General features: G+C 43.3%; 7 protein-coding genes and 1 pseudogene. All 8 read right to left on the reverse strand.

Annotation, left to right across the window (positions count from 1 at the left end):
* Positions 1–12: 12 nt before the first annotated feature.
* Positions 13–4,887, reverse strand: coding sequence for a RecQ family ATP-dependent DNA helicase (locus BACSA_RS07910; RefSeq protein ID WP_041583938.1), 4,875 nt, complete (start codon positions 4,885–4,887; stop codon positions 13–15).
* Positions 4,888–5,036: 149 nt separating this feature from the next.
* A pseudogene (locus tag BACSA_RS07915) lies at positions 5,037–5,858 on the reverse strand (ATP-binding protein); the annotation flags it as partial.
* An 85-nt stretch (positions 5,859–5,943) separates the two neighbouring features.
* Entirely contained in the window at positions 5,944–6,216 is a 273-nt protein-coding gene (locus BACSA_RS07920) for a hypothetical protein (RefSeq protein ID WP_041583939.1), read from the reverse strand.
* A 16-nt stretch (positions 6,217–6,232) separates the two neighbouring features.
* The gene (locus BACSA_RS07925) at positions 6,233–8,641 is read right to left on the reverse strand and encodes a glycoside hydrolase family 31 protein (RefSeq protein WP_013617586.1); all 2,409 of its coding nucleotides are present in this window, start codon (positions 8,639–8,641) and stop codon (positions 6,233–6,235) included.
* Positions 8,642–8,764: 123 nt separating this feature from the next.
* A complete protein-coding gene (locus BACSA_RS07930; protein ID WP_013617587.1) occupies positions 8,765–10,753 on the reverse strand; it encodes an alpha/beta hydrolase in 1,989 nt (662 codons plus the stop codon).
* Between the two features lie 23 nt (positions 10,754–10,776).
* A complete protein-coding gene (locus BACSA_RS07935) occupies positions 10,777–13,296 on the reverse strand; it encodes a PemB family protein (protein WP_013617588.1) in 2,520 nt (839 codons plus the stop codon).
* An 81-nt stretch (positions 13,297–13,377) separates the two neighbouring features.
* A complete protein-coding gene (locus BACSA_RS07940; RefSeq protein ID WP_041584303.1) occupies positions 13,378–15,066 on the reverse strand; it encodes a RagB/SusD family nutrient uptake outer membrane protein in 1,689 nt (562 codons plus the stop codon).
* A gap of 19 nt (positions 15,067–15,085) precedes the next feature.
* Positions 15,086–18,391: a SusC/RagA family TonB-linked outer membrane protein gene (locus tag BACSA_RS07945; RefSeq protein ID WP_013617590.1), complete on the reverse strand. Its 3,306-nt coding sequence runs from the start codon at positions 18,389–18,391 to the stop codon at positions 15,086–15,088.
* Between the last annotated feature and the right edge of the window lie 73 nt (positions 18,392–18,464).

Raw genomic sequence — 18,464 nt, forward strand, 5'->3', positions numbered from 1 at the left:
AAGTGCTTTAACTTACAAAAAAAGTATCAGGTCTGCTAATAGGACAGCCGTTTCCGCTTCATCCTTAGGTGCATCTTTAGGTTTCCATGCCACAACGAATCGTACAGATGCAGATTTCACCTTATAACCTCTTTGCTCCCAACCGGATAATGTTTCCTGCATTTTTGATGATAATTTGGCTATAGGTTTATCGGTTGATGAACTGTACAAAAAGAAATTACTGTAAATTAATGAATCTCCCCCTCTCAGTGCTAATACCTCTTGTTTCCTGTCTTTGAAGAATCCCAAATTGACATCTTTGTGAGAGAGTTGTAGTACAATTTCTTCGGGCATGTCATATTGCCGTTGGTCAACATGATATTGGTCTACACTTAAATGGTTAAAGTAATCGCCGTTTGTGTGTATGAATAGTCTGTTTTTTGCACGGGTTATCCCTACGTAATATCGACGCATCAGATGGTCGTCTTTCACATAGTCGTCCGATATAAGCATGTATACATCGTCAAACTCCCTGCCTTTAGCCTTGTGAATGGTTGATACCACAACATCGGTTCCTGATGTGTCACAGAAATCTTCCACTGACGATTCAAATACAAACTCTTTAAAGTCACTGAAATATTTGGTTTTGTTGGTTTGTTCAAACTGTTCCACACACCGCTTTACATATATCAAACTTAGACTTCTGTCATAAATAGAAAAGGTTGCATGTTTGGCTTCTTCCCAAAGTTCTTCTGTGATTAGTGGTGTTTTTATCCGTTTATCTACATATTTCAGGAAGTACCTCATTTCCGCTATGTTCCAAAAGCGCAAACCGTCCATTGATTGTATCAGTTTGCTGTTTATGCCATGCTTTCGCAGGAGGGCTATCAAGATGACAGCCTCTTCGTTTGTTTGGGTGAGTACACACGAAGTGCCTTTATCCTTGTACTGAAGTAAGTTTTCGACAAGCGGCTGATACATATAGGTTGAATGATGACGTATTACTTCCACCCAACCTTTCTCTTTTCTCATAGAGATGATAGGTGTCCTTTTTATCCTTTTATTGATAGTTTTCAAGAACCCGTTGGCAAAATTTACTGGTTGGCGCGCACTGCGGTAATTCTCTGTCATTTCGACAAATGTACTTCCGGCTTCTTGCGCTAACCGATACATATAATTAGAATCGGAACCTCGGAATTCATAGATGTTTTGGTCATCGTCTCCCACTGCTATCACACGCATTTCTTCGTTATGGGTCATCAGAGCCATTACAAATGCATATTCTTCTGTTCCCATGTCCTGTGCCTCGTCTATAACCAATACAGTCTTGCCGATTTTGTTCGGTTCAACTTCTCCTTGACGTATCATTTCGGCTGCCTTTGAGACGACATTTTTTGAATCTTCAAGATTTCCTATTCGCCCCAAGAGGTCGAAACAATAGGAGTGGAATGTTTTTATTTCGACAAAATGGGCCGCATTGCCTATCAACTCCATAAGCCGTTGTTTGAATTCTGTAGCGGCTGCCCTTGAAAATGTCAGCATCAGTAACTGTTCGTGTTTTACGTCTTCAAGCAACAGAAGTGAAGCTAGTTTGTGAACCAGTACTCGTGTCTTTCCACTACCGGGACCTGCCGCAACCACAATGCAACGTGAATCTTTATTGGAAATAATTTCCATTTGCCGTTTGGATAATTGTCCAAACAATTGATTGTATTTCTGTGGTGTCAAGTTGCGTTGTATCTCGCTTGTTCTGTCTCCTTTAAAATATTTTGTGACAAACTTCTTATAGTCCATCTGGAAATAATCCTGGACATATTGTAATGCTGCATGATAATTCCTTACCATTAGATTGGCATATTCCCCCACAATATGTACTTGCTGAATTTTTAGTTTGTAGAATTCATTCAGCATTCGGTAGTCGTCTTGCTTGTATCTTGACTTATTGTCTTTTATTCTTTGGATATTCATGGCGTTGTATAGTACCAGAAAACCACCTTCAAGTTTTAGCGCACCGATTTTCGATAAATATAGAAGTGCTTCTTCCACATCTTCTAATTGAATATCATCAAGTCCACCAAAAAGAGATTGGGAACTTGATTTTATCCGGTTCAGAAGCTCTACTACGGAGAATTGTATGGCTCTGCCGGGTACATTTTCCTTTTCTGCATTTAACGCCAATTTGTACAACCATTCTACGGCAAAGCGACTTATTTCCAATCGTTTTTCAAATCGCCTGATGGTAGACTCCAGATCTGCCTGACGAGTTATCTCCATGTTATGGACCGCATCCTCTTTTTTACGCGTATATCCCTTGATGGTGAGAAAATAGAGTAACGTCCGAATGTCTTTCTCTTTGGATGTGCTGATTCCATCGTTTACGGCATTCTCATTCAGTTGCTTGTATGATATTCGTAAAGACTCATCGGGAATATGATTGAGAATGTATTGTTCAAGTTTTGCAAAGCGTTCGAGGAGCATTTGTGACTTTCGTTCCGAATCACCTGCGTCCTGCAAATAGGCAGATATATCCTTGCTGTCTGCCAATATGCCTTCCTGTCGCATGCGCTCCACTACTGATATAACGTCTTTTTTGCTTAATCCCAAAATGTCTGCCAGATAGTCGATTCGTGATTCGGCTTCCGAATCTTGGGCCTTGGCGATATGTTTTTGAGAAATCAATGACTTGATGATACGGATAGCCTTTTCGATTTCATCGCTGCCAAAAAGTAGTGATGCCGATATACGCTCTCTTGCTTCGTCCATATTCTTTACCGTTATACCCGTGGCATATACATGAGGAACATTGCTTCCTCTTACCAAGTATCCGCTTTGTTCTAAAGCCGCTAATGCAGTTCGTACACGTGTCTCAATGTCAGATACCGAATCATCCCATCCTGCTTGTCGGGCAATCTCCAATGCAGAGCAGTTGACTTTCATACGGTGTTTGGTAAGGCTTTTGACAGCTTTCCATACTTGTTGTATTTCGCTAATGCTAAGTTTTGTTTGGTTTAGCAATATAAAATGCTTGTCCAAATCATTGTCATTATAAAGTACATAACAACGTGCGCTAAGATCGGGGTCACGGCCTGCTCTGCCTGCCTCTTGAACATAATTTTCCAGCGAATCGGAAATGTCATAATGTACCACAAGACCGACATCTTTCTTGTCCACTCCCATGCCAAATGCGGATGTGGCCACAATGATGTGTACCTGATCGTTCATGAAAGCGTCTTGGTTGGCTATTTTTTCATCGGCTTCCATTTTCCCATTGAAAGAGAGTGCCTTGTAACCGTCACGAGTAAGCTTTGCAGCCAGCTCTCTTGTCCGTTTGGTACGTGATACGTAAACAATTGTCGGACAATCGGCTTCTGCGACAAGTTCTCTTAGTTTCAGATATTTGTCGTTGTCATTCTCCACATGTATGACAGAATAGTGTAGATTCGTTCTTGTGGCAGTTGATGCGAATAATTCCAGATTCAAATTCAAAGTCTGCCTGAAATAGTCGCAGATATCTTGGATTACTTTCTGTTTGGCCGTAGCCGTGAAACAAGATACTGGTATCGGGGTTTTACATTTTTTCTTTTCCTGGTATTGTTGGATGAATTTGCCAATGTAGAGATAGTCAACCCTGAAATCCTGCCCCCATGAAGAAAAGCAGTGAGCTTCGTCTATTACAAACCTTACAACGTGGCGCGCCATCAATATTTTCTCGATCGTTTTTGAGCGAAGCATTTCGGGAGAGATATATAACAGCGAGGCTTCTCCATCTTGTACTCTTTGTATGGACAGCGATCTTGTGATGGGATCTAACATTCCATTTATGGTTACGGCATCCGTGACGCCTCTGTCGGCAAGGTTATCTACCTGATCTTTCATCAAGGACTGCAAGGGGGAGATAACCACCGTAAGCCCATGCATGGAATGTCCTGCCATGAGTGCAGGTAGTTGGAAAGTAAGTGATTTGCCGCCACCGGTAGGAAATATCGCTAACAGCGATTTCCCTTCCACTGCAGCTTGGGCAGCACGTTCTTGCAGTGGCTCGCCTTCGTATGTCCGGAAACACTCGTAGCCGAAAAATGTTTTTAAGTTATGAAGCACATCCAATTGCGTACGGCAATAGTCACAGCCTTTGTGGCAATTGGTATGGCGCAAGAGTTTTACAATAAATTCCACTTCCGGATAATTATAAAGCACCCATCCGGGAGTGATGGAGCGGTAATCGGTGGTATCAATCAGAGCCAAAGCGTATGCCAATCCGCACGGATATTGGTTGATGAGCATGTCAAGGTCAGCATGTCGGCAAATTTTTCCTGCATAGAGTTCTTTGATAAGTTCTGGTATTCCTTCATGGATATGCTCTGCATATACCATACTGAAAAACCCTTCAAACTCTTTCTTGCCCTTCAGCAACGATGCGAATAGCAAACGCTTTTCTTTAGGCAACGAATGCCAGCATGCTATTTCATCCTGCAATAAGTCCTTTGCTTTCTTGCAATCATTCACCGGATTGTTCATCTGTTCGCTAACTAACTTGTCATCTTTCACAAGTCTGTGATAAGGACGTTCCGGGAACAGTAAAGGCGAAACATAAAGTGTGTCAACTAAGATCCAGCGGCATTTTTGGTCCATAAACAGATAGTTGGCATCGTGGTGAATGATATTGTGCCCGCAGATGTAGTCTACGTCGTTTAAGAAAATAAATAATTCTTCTTTTGAAGTTTTATGAAATGTCGTGTCATCATGTTTAAGTGCTCCTATATCATGAATTTTATGGTCTTTTAAGCCCACTTCAACATCTACTATGGCATAATGAGGAACACTGCATGGTGCAGAGTTGGTTTTCTTGCCGATAATTTTGTTTTTATTCTCGACTTTCTCAGTTCCAAAGAGTTTACCCCATATTGACATATCGCAATATAATAAAATAGTTCTAAAACTTAGATTTGTTATGTATCTACATAAATCCATTATGATTCAGGTATATTACCCTAGTATCATATACAAAAGTAAGGATAAAAATCGAAGAATCTATTAAAAATGCCATAGACTTTTGATTATTATGCGTTTGCCCTGAATCCTTTGGCTTTTAGGTTTACTATTTGCATTTCGATGGCACGTTTACTGACTCCTGTCCTTTCAGCCATTTTGTCTTGGGATATAGAACCGTCAGAAATAATAAGGTCAAGAATGCTTTGTGCAGTCCGGTCTAATCGTTTTTGTTTCACCGAAGATTTTTGCAAATCACCAAAGTTTCTCTCCGAACTTTCTTCGCTTACAGGGTACTTTTTGAGGGTACTGTTTACCCTGTCGGCCACTTCTTCTACGGGGATTCTACCGTTCTCATTCCAATTCAGATTATAGAAAGTGGTGAAGAACGAGGATGCTTCTGTTTTATAGAGGGGTTCTTTCCCAGGTAAAAAGTTAGGTAGCTTCTCCGTCTGTTCACGCATTTTGCGCAGACCGGAACCACGTTTCTCCATGTAGTCGAGCTGGGTAAACATATCGGCAATGACGGGGTTGCGGCGTATGGAGGGCACGTTATAAATATCACGGTCTTGAATCTGCGTACCGTCAGGCATCACGCCGGGCGATATCAGTTCTACACGGTCATCGTAGATGTCGATATGTACCTCACCGCCCATTACGGTGTAATCCCGATGGATAAGGTTGTTTACCAACCCTTCAAAAATGACACGGTCGGAATAGCCGGGGAGGTTCAGTCGATAGTTCGGCATCTTCACCCATCCGCTCATGGTGTAGTTCTTAATGAAGTCCATGCCATATTTCAAAAGCAAAACGAGGTTGGCTCTGTGTTCTACAGAACTGATAGCGTCATCCTTATGAAGCCCCGTCCATCGGGTACAGAAGATGCGGGATTGGCGAAGAGGCCCCGCAAACGAACATAAGTGAAAAGGCTGACTCACTTATGTGAAACGCCCAAGTTACTTATGTGAAACAGCCAACTCACTTATGTTCGTCAAAACGCATGCTTGACAATATGTTCTTTTCCTGATTTTCACCGATAGCGGATCCGGTCGGTTCATTCACCGGCAAAGTACGGATATCTACCGGAGGCAAATAAAGCGTCTCGTTTTGCCATGCCGCATCACGGTCTAACGTAATATTCCAAGAGGAAGCAGATAAATCAATCACTTCACGCTCGGAAGCAAAAAGCGGGAACAAGCCGGCTACACAACATCCCGCACCTGCTAAAATCAGTCTTTTTAAAGCATTCATCACTTTCTTCTGTTTTTTATCGTACTACAACTTCTACCTCACTCCGATTGTCTCCATCCAGCTTCACAAACAAGCGTTTCTTCTCCGAATCATAAAACCAGCCCGTTTGATGCTCTACCGCATCGGATGAAGCCAGCCGCTCCAGGCTTTTCCCGTTTTCCAATACCATGGAAGGAATGAAATCCAAATATGCCTGAACCGCATACTGATGCCGTTCGGGACGGAACTTGCCTTCGGGTTTCGAAGCACGGAATGTCCACTCACCCGGCTTCAAAGAACTGGTAAAACGGGTCAACGCATACATGCCTTTCTCGTAATCAAGCGAGATGCCATCGTCCTCGTACATTTCAAAAGAAGATTCGCCTTCGGGATATACATCCAGCGTGAGCACATCTAGCGGCTTCTCGCCTACCCATTGCATCTCGGGCTGCATCGGAATGATAGCCCCTGCCTTGATATAAACGGGCAATACATCCAGTGGGGTAAGGAAAGACTTGTACTGGCGTCCCTCGTACCGCTCGCCCGTTTCATAATCAAACCACTTGCCTCCGGGGAAATACACCCATTGGCTTAATGCGTTCTTGGTCGTTACGGGGCATACCATCATCCACGGGCCGAACATGTACTGGCGGCTCAGATGATAGGTATTTTCATCCTGCGGATAATCCATCACCAAGGCACTCATCATCGGACGCGCCGTACGGTGCAAACGCCATGCGTTCGTATATATATAAGGTATAAGGCGATAGCGTAACTTATCGTATTTGATAAAATTCCGCATCGCTTCCTCGCCATACGTCCACGGCTCGTGATAACGCGGATGGTCCATGCCGAATAACATCGCAATCGGAGAGAACATGCCGAATTGCACCCAACGCATATAAAGTTCGGTATCGTATGCCGAATATTGCTCGAAACCTCCCATGCAATGCGTCCAGTTCCCTACTCCGCTCATGCCGATATTCAATCCTCCCCGGATGACCGGCTCGAACCATTGCCACTCGGTGCCCCAATCGCCCGCCCAGATATACGGATAGCGCTGGATGCCCGCATAGCCTTCGCGCGTATGCGTCAAGCCACGCATGCCGTTCAACTCCTTAAACTTCCGGTACGGAGCCTCGGCGTATGCCAAAGGGAACAAGTTGTGCAAGGCAGCCCCTTCGCCCGAAGCATCCTCTTTAAGCCGGAACGCACTTCCCACATCGGTCTTCACGAACTTGCATCCCAAGTCTGCCACCTTCTTCACACCGTTCTCCCACCACCAGTCCACGGCATCGGGGCTGAAGAAATTCACCAGTCCCTCGGCTTGCGCACCGGGATAAAGCACGTTCCCCTTCTTGCGTGCTTCGTCCAATAGCCTGTACTCCGGTCCGTTATCCAAGATGGAACGGACATGCAACCCAACCATCTGCACATGTTGCGCATAACAGCTATCGAACATCGCCTTCGGGTCTTTAAAGGTCTCGCGCCACTCGAACGTGCATCCCCCATTCCCGAAGGTCTCGTTGAACATCCTCCAGGTAGAGTCCAGCCAAAGCAAATCAAACGGAATCCCCTCTTGGCGCATCCGCTTGCACAGGGCGGGAGGATAAGCGTCCGATGTCATCTGCTCGTTCTTCCACGTACCTCCGGAATAGGTTCCCAAATGAAGCCCCATCGCAAACCGGGGCAACATCGGAGACTTGCCCGTCAGGTCGGTATACCGGTCGAGCATCGTATAAAAGTCGGGACCATATATGAAATAATAGTCCAGCTCCCCGCCCGTCGCCTTAAACGAATAAGAACCGGGGTCGCTCCAGCCCATGTCCCACTCGGTGGGATACGCCGTATGGAAGAAGATACCATAGCCTGCAGTGCTCATCATGAAGGGCACCGGACAATAATTGGCACGCAAGATGTCCTTGCCTCCCACGGCAGGCTTGCTTCCCCGTCCGAGTTCCACGTTCAGGTAAACCTTATGCCCCCGCTGGTCCATAAAGTCCATCCGCTCGCCGAAACCGAAGAAGTGCTCATCCCCCTGCATCAAGGCACTCGTGCAAACCGAGTCACCCACAAAACGCGGCTTAGCCTGCTCGGCATAGAGCATCTCTCCCTGCTTGTTCCTCACCACGAGCCGGAACGGATTCTTCCACGCCTCGATGCGCAAGCGCCCGGTCTCGATATCCCACTTATCCGCCTCCTCGCTCACCGTATACGATACCGGAGCAAAGTCGTACTTCCTTACCATCCACGTTTCATCCGCTATCCGCAAGGCTCCCGAACGGCTCTGGCGCACCCGGAACATATCGTCCGTACAAAAGTCCAGCCGTACCTCACCGCCCAAAGCATTCAACCACAACGCATTGCCATCCTGCCGGTATCCTCCGGAAGCATAAGCCAGCAATGCACACCAGATACCACTCAAAATCAATACTAACTTTTTCATACGTATTATCTTTTATTATCTTCCGCCGATACTCCTATATGCAAGCCTATATGCATATAGGTGCATCGGCAAACCCAGTTAACTTCATCGGTTCACGCAACTATATGCCTTGGGAAAGGCAACTCAGTCCGCATAGCGCACCCTCCCCTTGCAAAGCCTGAGCAAATCGGGCAAATCATAATACCGGAGCACGCCGTACAACACATTCGAATACATGTCGCGCTGCATCGGGTTCTCCAGATAACTCTTCCAGCTCTTTACCGAACGGGAAAGACTTGCCTCCCCTATCCGATTGTCCAAGAAAGCGGCATGAAGCGTCACCGGAGCGTAAACCCCGTCCGCTACGACCCGCACCGGATGTCCTTTTAAGGCTTCGGCTTGCGAACAAAAATCAAGCAAGGTCAGAAAGTCCGTCACACGCTGCCCCATAAGAGGACGCCCGGCATGCATACTGGTCATGGCGATGCGGTACTCCCAGTTCCAATACTTGGCATCCGTATAAAAAGCCGGGTCTGCAGTCTCTCCCAATCCCCGGAAATCCGCCGCTATCAGGATGGTGCCATCGGTGAGGGAAGCTGAATAATTGGTGTACTCGCCCAGAAACGCCTGCTTGCCCGCCTCGTGCAAATGAATCTCGACCGGAGAATCAGGCCGTACCGTTTCCGGAACAAGCACCACGCAAGGCACGGGCATCTCGCCTTCCCGAACCAGCTGATACGTATATTGTTCATACCCGCGCAAAGATTCGTGCCCCGTCTCTTCGATACGTATCGGGCTTTGAGGCAAGCTCTTCAAGCCCAGCAATTCGAGCATCTTCCCCTTAATGGCCTCATGCCCCTGCTTCACAAAATCATCCCGTCCGGCTTGCCCATCCTGATACGCACGAAGGTTCTCCTCCATCAGGCTGACCGCTCCGGGAAGTGCCACGTTGACCTGACCCTTGTCCGTACAATTCGTTTCCTGCAAGGTGAACCGGTCGTCCGGAGCCTCAACCACCTCCGCATCGGATATCCCTTGAAGCCATTGCTTGAACCAGCGCACCAGCTTCATCTGCTTCTCATGCCCCAAACCGTGTCCGGTTTCCACTTCCAGCATATCCACCTTTTCGGGGTATCCCAATGCCGCATAACATTTCTTCAACTCCTGAAAGCCCTGCTCCGCTCCCCACAAATCCACGAAATCATATCTTCCGCTCAATATCAATAATGGGCGGGGCGCCATCATCAAGGCAAAGTCGGGCACCTCCAAGCGTTCGCGCCCCTCGTAAGGGATGTGCTGGCATCCGTCCGAAGGTCCTTGCATCTCGATGGTCCGTTCCCGTGTGGAGAAGAAACTACAGATAGCCGCCACTTTCACCCGCTTGTCCAGTCCCAAGAAATAAGCCGTCTGGGTGCCTCCACCCGATGAACCATACACGCCAATCTTGTCTCCATCGATATCACTCCGGGTCATCAGGTAATCCAACGCCCGCGAGTTATCCCAAAACTCTTGCGCCGCCAGGCTGGTCCCGATTAAGTTCAGTCCCGCATTCAATAAAGTATGCTCGGTCGTGGCTCCCCGTGTAAGCGGTTTCCCTTCTGCATCAATCAGTTGCAGACGTTCGCCTTGCCCGATGGGGTCGACCACTAACACCGCAATCCCATTCACCGCCATGAGCCTTGCCGAACGCGAGGAAGGGCCTTTTCCCCAAAGCCCATGCCCGCACAATTCCAACGAAGCCGGATGTTTCTCCGCCCCATTATCCGGAAGATACAAATGAGCGGTGACATACCGTCCGGGCAAACTTTCAAAGAGAATCTTCTCTATCGTATACCCCGAACCTTTCACCTTCCCCACCACACGGGCATTCAGCGCTCCCCGTTCGGGGAAATCTCCCACAATCCGCTTATACCGGGCGACGCACTCATCAATGTATTCACGCACTCCTTCCTTGGAGGCACAAGCCTCACTCAATTCCATCTGCCTGTCCAAATATTGCCGGTGCACCTCCCGCATCAAATAAGAATGGTAAGCCGTGCTTTGGCTCCACCCCAACGCTCTAAAATCATTTTGGGCCGCAAGCGGAAGACATACCCCCACCAGCCCAAGCATACACTTCGCTATGTTTTTCATACGGTTTATGTTTTAGTTAACTCTTACTTCCATTCCAGTTCCAAGGAGCATAAAAGGGTAGCACTGGCGTATCCGCTTCCGGTATGCTGCAAGCAGAACCCTCCGTCCGGACTTTCATCCTCCATGATAGCTGATAACCTGATTTCTTTATGCAACGCCGGATCATCGGTCTCGCGCATCACGGCATCGGTCGAGACATGGACCGATAACCGATTCCCTTCCGTCTTTACCTGTATCTTGCATTCGGGCAAATAACAAATACCTGACACCGCATCGGATATCGGAATGACCCTTCCTTTATCATACCTCACCAGGTAAAAATCTACCGCATTATGGTATTTGACCGTGCGGATAATACGCAAGCCATAACCGGTCAATGTCTTTGTATCAAACTTCAGGCATACGTCCATATATTGTCCGGTAGGGCTTCCGAAACCTTGTGCCGCCTGCTTGCAAGGAGCGACAAGCAGATTCACTTCCATATCTCCGGCATGTGGATGAACCGGGGTAAACATCAAACGTGCCCCGCGTGACACCTGCATCAATCCTTTATATCCACGTGCCGCATCCAGCCCTTCGCCATAAACCCAATTGCGCACCGAATCCGCTTCCCATTCATACGCTTCCGTATCTGAAGGCTTATAGCCGTCTACCGTCCAGAATCCGGGAAGCACCTCGGCTTGCTGCATGACTGGAAAATCCTTAAAGTCTGTACGATACAGCGTATTCTGATGAACCATACGAGCCGATACAATACGATTCCATACGACCCTTGTCTCTTTCCCCGCCTTACTCCGGATATGCTTCGGAGAAATGCCCGCCATGATATAATAACCGACATCATTCTGATCCAGCCTATAAAAGGTTTCCGGCTTATCCCTGTCCACCTTTACCGGAATCGCATGAGACCCATCGGGAGAAGTGCAACGGTACCAAGTGATAATTGACTGGTCTGCACGTCCCTGCAAATCCAATTCATATTTTAACGCCAATTCCTTCTCTTTTTTATTCCACTCAAGATACGGAGCATGCGAAAAAGCCGGCACGTCCAACTCCTTTGGAGAAACCGTCAGTACTTTCGAGGCTTCCAATCCGATATCCGACCGTACCCGAAGAATCACACGCTTAACCAAATCTTGCCCGTTGATGCTGTACATGATTTTCTGGCTATTGTCTCCTTTTAATAGAAGCAATGCCGTATCACACTCCCATTCCAACTCCGGAATACGTGCATCATACCCATTATGACGCTTGGCTATACCTATTATGTTATGCCCTGTCTGGCCCGCTTCCAATAAATCCGTCCGGCTTGACAAGCCTAACGATACAGGTATTTCCCATACATTATACCCCAAGACTTGAGGAGCGGACACTATTTCCTCCTTCACTCCCATCGGGTCCCAATTATCATCTCCGCACAATAAATTATAAGTATTATAAACCACTTTGCCTTTGTTCTCCACCCTGTATGCGGCAAGCAAAGGTTTTCCCGTCATATCTACCGTAATATCAGGCACATCCGCACTCAGCGTTACCGCCTTTCCATTGCACGTAACATTCGATTGATAACACCGTAATCGAGGCGTAGGATCTTGCGTCCACCCTAAATATACGGGTCGCTCTGTATGAAACCGACAATCAACCAATATCATCGGACTTTCCGCCTTTGTCAGATATTGCCTTTCTCCCGACCTCACATACATATCGCAATTCAGGAACACAGCCCCCGTTTCGGATGTCGCATAAAAAGGTTTCGAACCATAAAAAGTAAAGCCGCAATTCAGATAAACACCCGTTCCGCATAAAGCATCATCCGTGCTTTCAAAATAACACCGGTCGAATAAAGTCCGCCTTCCACCATTCAACGGACAAGTATTCAAGCGGCTTATAAAACGGACATTATGCGCTTCCAATCTATCTCCATCGGCAAAAGCCAATTGTGCCTGAGTGATGGAGGACATCCGTTTCGGACGGTTTAATGCCGCATCCAGCGGATAAACCAAATCGACATTACAATAATTCCCAAATGTAAGGTTATGAAGCGAAAGCCCGTCTCCCTTGAAATGAAACATCGTAAAATTGCCTACGGCTCCTTGTGCCTGCCCTCTATTGGAAGCAAAGACCACATTCTCCGGATTATCCGTCAAGCCTACAATCTTCAACCAAGGACAATCAATCTCTAATCCAAACGGCGGTTCATGTTTCCTTTTCGGCTTCCGTATTTCAGGGTCATCCGGGTCATCAATCCAATAAACGTACGGAGCCACATACAAGACCATCCTATCCGAATCAGATACCCCCTCCGTCAAATGCTTCACAGCTTCATTCAGCGAATTAAAAACATAAGGATATTGTTTCACCTCTTCATCCGAAAACTGTCCGTCAATAAAAAAAGCCTTCGCATTTAATCGGACAGTATCTCCTTTATAAACAAAATAATCCCCTTTAAAAACAATCGGATTGTTCTTATCGAGACTCTCGTAAGCACATAAAGGCAAACACAATAGCTGAATGCACAAACAAAATAACAAACCTGTTTTCATTTCACTAATATTATTACATCTACCTTTAAAATTTTATTTGCGTATGCCATTTTAGCATACGCAAATTTTTACTTTCATTTTTTACTTCGTATATCCAGGATTCTGTTGAAACTCATCTTTATTAGTAACAGCGTCCAATTGAGTTTGGGGTATCGGACGTACCATATGATATTCCTGTATATTATCTTTTGCATCCATATTATAAGCTCTTACATATTCTATTAATTTATTATTTCGCTTCAAATCAAACCAACGTAACTGTTCTCCACATAATTCACGCGCTCTTTCTTCCAACAAAAAATCAATAGTTAATTTATCTTCTGCAATTTTCATCTCTTCTTCTTTTCCAGGAATAGCTCTTGTTACTAGAAATCTATTTATTAACTCTACCGCAGCACTTTTATCATTTTGCATCAAAGCCTCTGTTGCTATAAAATACAATTCAGGCAAACGAATTACATAAGCATCTCGTTGACACCAAGCTTGATTAAAAGCTATAGTAGGGTCTGCAAACTTATGCATTTCAACAAACTGTGATCTTAATATTGGTTCGCCATCAGATGTATATACATCGTTCACATCCAATAAACGATATCTTTGAGCAGCCCATTCCTTTTCACCAATTGTAGCTGCACGTTTCATCACATAAATAGCTGTATCTCCAACACTCATCAACGGATATGTCGCCAAATCAGTTTCTGATAATTCAGCTTTATTCACATACCACGTATCTTTAAATGCTACCTTATAACGTTGATCTATATTCTCGTCATATAATTGCAACAGATGTTTAGAAGGCAAACAACGCTGAAAAGGACGTCCATTTAAGACATCACGCTCCATGCCTGCTTCCTTATCATATTTCATTACAAAATATACATTTCCACAATTACCAACTCCAGTTGCCGTAACATCAAAATTATTATTTGATAAATCAGAACTAGTATAGTTTACAAAAAAAACAGCTTCTTTATTTATCCCTCCATCACAATTATTAATATCCCACATCTCCTCATAATTAGTATATAAAGAATACCTTGTGCTATTAATCAAATCTAAAGCTAAAGTTTTTGCTTCATCATACAGTGACTGATCATTGGTTGCACAAGCACGAGTCAAACAAACTCTGGCCTTAAATGCTTTAGCAACATCTTGTGTAACCCTTCCATCTGTAGACTTCCCTGCTGGCAAATTTGTTATTGCTGTATCCAAATCATCCAATATAACTTTATAAAATTCTTCTACAGAAGAGCGATGCGCTTCTGTTACAACACCAGAAATAGGTTCTAAATTTAACACTACATCTCCCCATATCTCTGTTATCATCCATAAATAAAAGGCTCTCCAAAATTTAGCCTGACCTTCATATGATTTATTTTCATCTTCAGATAATACTTCATTAGGTAATAATGCAATTGTCTGATTACATATATTTAAAGACAAATATAAATTTTTCCAAACATTTCCTACCGTAGATTGTGACCCATTCAAATCTACCGTATAATCCGATAGCTGATTCGCTTTATTATCACCTCCACGCAAAAATAAATCAGTCCCGGATTCTGTCATTCCAAACCCATCTTCTGTACCATAAAAAGTCCGAGCACCAGAATAACAAGCATTTAACGATGATTCAATTCCTATTTTTGTTGTAAAAAAAGGATCCACACTTAATCCACTTTTATTCGTCTCTTTCAAAAAATCTTCGCAAGAAACCATAAATAACCCAATAGATAGGGTCAATATTATTTTTTGAACTTTTGCTTTCATAATAACTCCTTCCATCTATTTATAAACTAAGATTTATACCAAAAAGAACTTGCTTTGTCAAAGGAAAATCCAAACTTCCATCACTTTCCGGGTCATAATTGGGAAAGTCTGTAAATGTAATGAAATTATTCAAAGAACAATAAATCCTAAACTTAGATATTTTCATCTTATTCATCCATTTTTGAGGTAATGTATACCCTAAAGTGATGTCACGAATTTTCACAAAAGAAGCCTTACGATATGCTAAAGAAGATTGCAATAAATAATTATTTGTAGAATAGCTACTATTAGGGCGTGGATATTCATTACTTGGATTTTCAGGTGTCCAATAATTAACAGGAGCACTATTCTCCAATGCACTTGGTTTATACAATTGAGTATATGCATCTTTTACATATTGCCCGATACGTCCATATATAAAAAACATCAGATCAAAATTTTTATATGTAAAATTATTCGTAATACCAAATGTATATTTAGGAAGTCTTGAAAAAATCACACGATCGTCTGTTGAAAATACGCCTTCACCCTCTGAACCTTTTGGAGACATATCCGCAACTTTAATATCACCGGGTTTAAATCCTCCAAAAGCTTTAGCTTGTTCTTCTTCACCTAACTGCCAAATTCCTATTTTCTTATAATCATAAAAGACTTTTGTAGGTGAGCCTACAAACCAAAGATTACCTTCATCACGCGTAACCCCCTTATTTAATGCTTTAATTTTTTCACGATTTAAGCTATAAGACCAATCTGTATTCCATGTAAAATTTTTATTTTGAAACCATATCGTATTAAGAGTTATCTCTACACCTTTATTCCCGACTTTTCCTACATTTTGCATAACAGAATTAAAACCAGTAGAATTCGGTAACAAACTCGGTAATAACAAATCCTTTGTTTCTGAGGTATATAAATCCACGGAGCCTGAAAAACGACCTGCTAAAAATCCAAAATCCAAACCTAAATTCCAAGTTGAGGTTTTTTCCCATGTTAAATCTTCATTCGAGATTTCACTAGGATAATACCCATATACTGGTGTAGTACCAAACGCATACATAGACTGCGATAATCCTCCTAATGTCGCATAGGCATCAATAGCGCTATTCCCAGCAATACCCCAACTTAAACGCAACTTCAAATTAGAAACTATATCTTGATTTTTCATAAAAGCCTCTTCAGATATACGCCATGCAGCAGAAACAGAAGGAAAATACCCCCATTTATGTCCTTCTGCAAGTACAGAAGAGCCATCCGCACGTAGTGAAGCCTGCAACAAATACCGATCCATAAATTTATAATTTAAACGACCAAAAAATGAAACCATTTTAGTTTCAACCAAAGAACTGGAAATATCTTTTGAATCGGCATTTGCCCTTAAATCATGAAACGAAGTTAAAGAAGAAGCTTGATTTGCACCACTTGCTAAAACAGACTCTTCACCATAAGCCGTAGTACTGCTTCCAATCATTGCAATCAAATTGTGTCTCTGATTAAAATCTACAGAATAATTTGCCACATTTTCCCATGTATAACGATAATCATTATCAGCTTGCACAGATGAAGTCGATTTCTCTCCTAAATTCTGCACTGTGTTTTTATCTTTATAGATACCTTCACGCATATCACTAATATCAATACCTATAGTAGACTTAAAAGTCAAGCCTTTTATTATATTTATATTCAAATATCCAGAAGCAAACATACGCTTCGTCCGAATATTATCTTCATAAGCTCCTGGCTGCTCATCACACAATGGACTATACGTTGAACTGGATCCCGGAGCTGGATTCAATATGAAATTACCTTCATCATCATAAGCACGTCCTATACATGGAATTTTATTCGCCAAATTCAAAGGATTTTGCCTTTTATCCTGATCTTTAAAAGTATATGAAACATTTACACCAACATTAAATACTTTATTGATTTCATGATTTAAGCTTATTCTTCCATTATAACGTTTCAAGATATCATTCTTTAACAAGCCATGATCATTTTGAAATCCAAAAGACAAAGCATATGATGTTTTCTCAGTACCCCCAGACATACTAATTTCATAATTCTGAGTAATACCCGTTCCTAATAACAAATCTTGCCAATCAACCCAATAACCTTTATCAAGATAGTCTAATTCCTCTGCGTTAAATATCAAAGCATCATCCATATACTCATCTGGATGAGCGGAATTAGTTGTTCTATACGCTTCTCTCTTTAATTGAGCATATTCAGGCCCATTCATCATTCTTGGATATTTGGCCTTATTCTTTATCGAAACATAAGCATTTACATCAATTCTTGTCTTCTGTCCTTTTGCACCTGATTTTGTAGTAATAAGAATAACTCCATTAGCCCCTTTTGTTCCATATATAGCAGTTGACGAAATATCTTTTAAGACTTCTATTGATTCTATATCCGTAGGATTAATATCAACAAAAGAACCGTAATCTATTCCATCCACCAATACCAATGGCTGATTATCAGCCTTTAAAGAACGATTTCCACGCATTGTTAAAGACACTTCAGAACCAGGCTGTCCACTAGATTGTACAATATCCAATCCTGCGACTTTTCCTTGCAAAGACTTCAACGCATTTGTTGTCGGTGTTGAAGTTATATCAGCAGCTTTTACAGATGATATAGCCCCCGTCAAATCCCGCTTCTTCATAGTCCCATATCCGATTACAACCACTTCATCCAATGCCTGATTGTCTTCCTGCATTTGTATACTTAACATTCTGGACTTACCCACTTTCACTTTTTGAGAAATGAACCCTACATAAGAAAATTCCAGTACCGAACCTTCCTGAATGCCATCCAATGAGAACTTTCCGTCAAAATCAGTGATGGTGCCTTGGGTCGTTCCCGTCAAAAGCACACTTACGCCAATCAGCGGCTCGCCTTTATTGTCAATAACAGAACCTGAAACTGTAAAAGTCCCGTTGTCCGGCTGAACAGAAGGCTTCTCCCCTTTCTTCGACAAAATAATATGCTTTTGCGATACGATGTAACTGATTCCGGCTTGAGATGAAATGTCGTCTAATACCTCTATAATGGACTCATTGTCCGATTCTACCGTTACCTTCTTGCTTGTATCCACTCCGGAGTTGATGATAAACAAATATTCTGTCTGACTTTCAATTTCGTCTAAAACCTCCTGCAACGAAGAAGTGGTACGTGCAATAGAGACCTTCACATTTTGCGAACTGCTTTCCGCCGCATACATGCTTCCTACAAAAACACATAGAAAAAAGGATAAAAAGTTTATCCGATGTGAGAAAAGATTAAACAAAGGAACATAATGTCCCCGGAATAAAGAATTTTTCATACTTTTGCTTAGATAAAGATTAATACATTGAGTGTGTTTCTCTTTTTCGGATGCCGGCTTCAAATCAGGCACA

Origin of the sequence: Phocaeicola salanitronis DSM 18170, from assembly GCF_000190575.1 — a bacterium.
GTDB classification, from domain to species: Bacteria; Bacteroidota; Bacteroidia; order Bacteroidales; family Bacteroidaceae; genus Phocaeicola; species Phocaeicola salanitronis.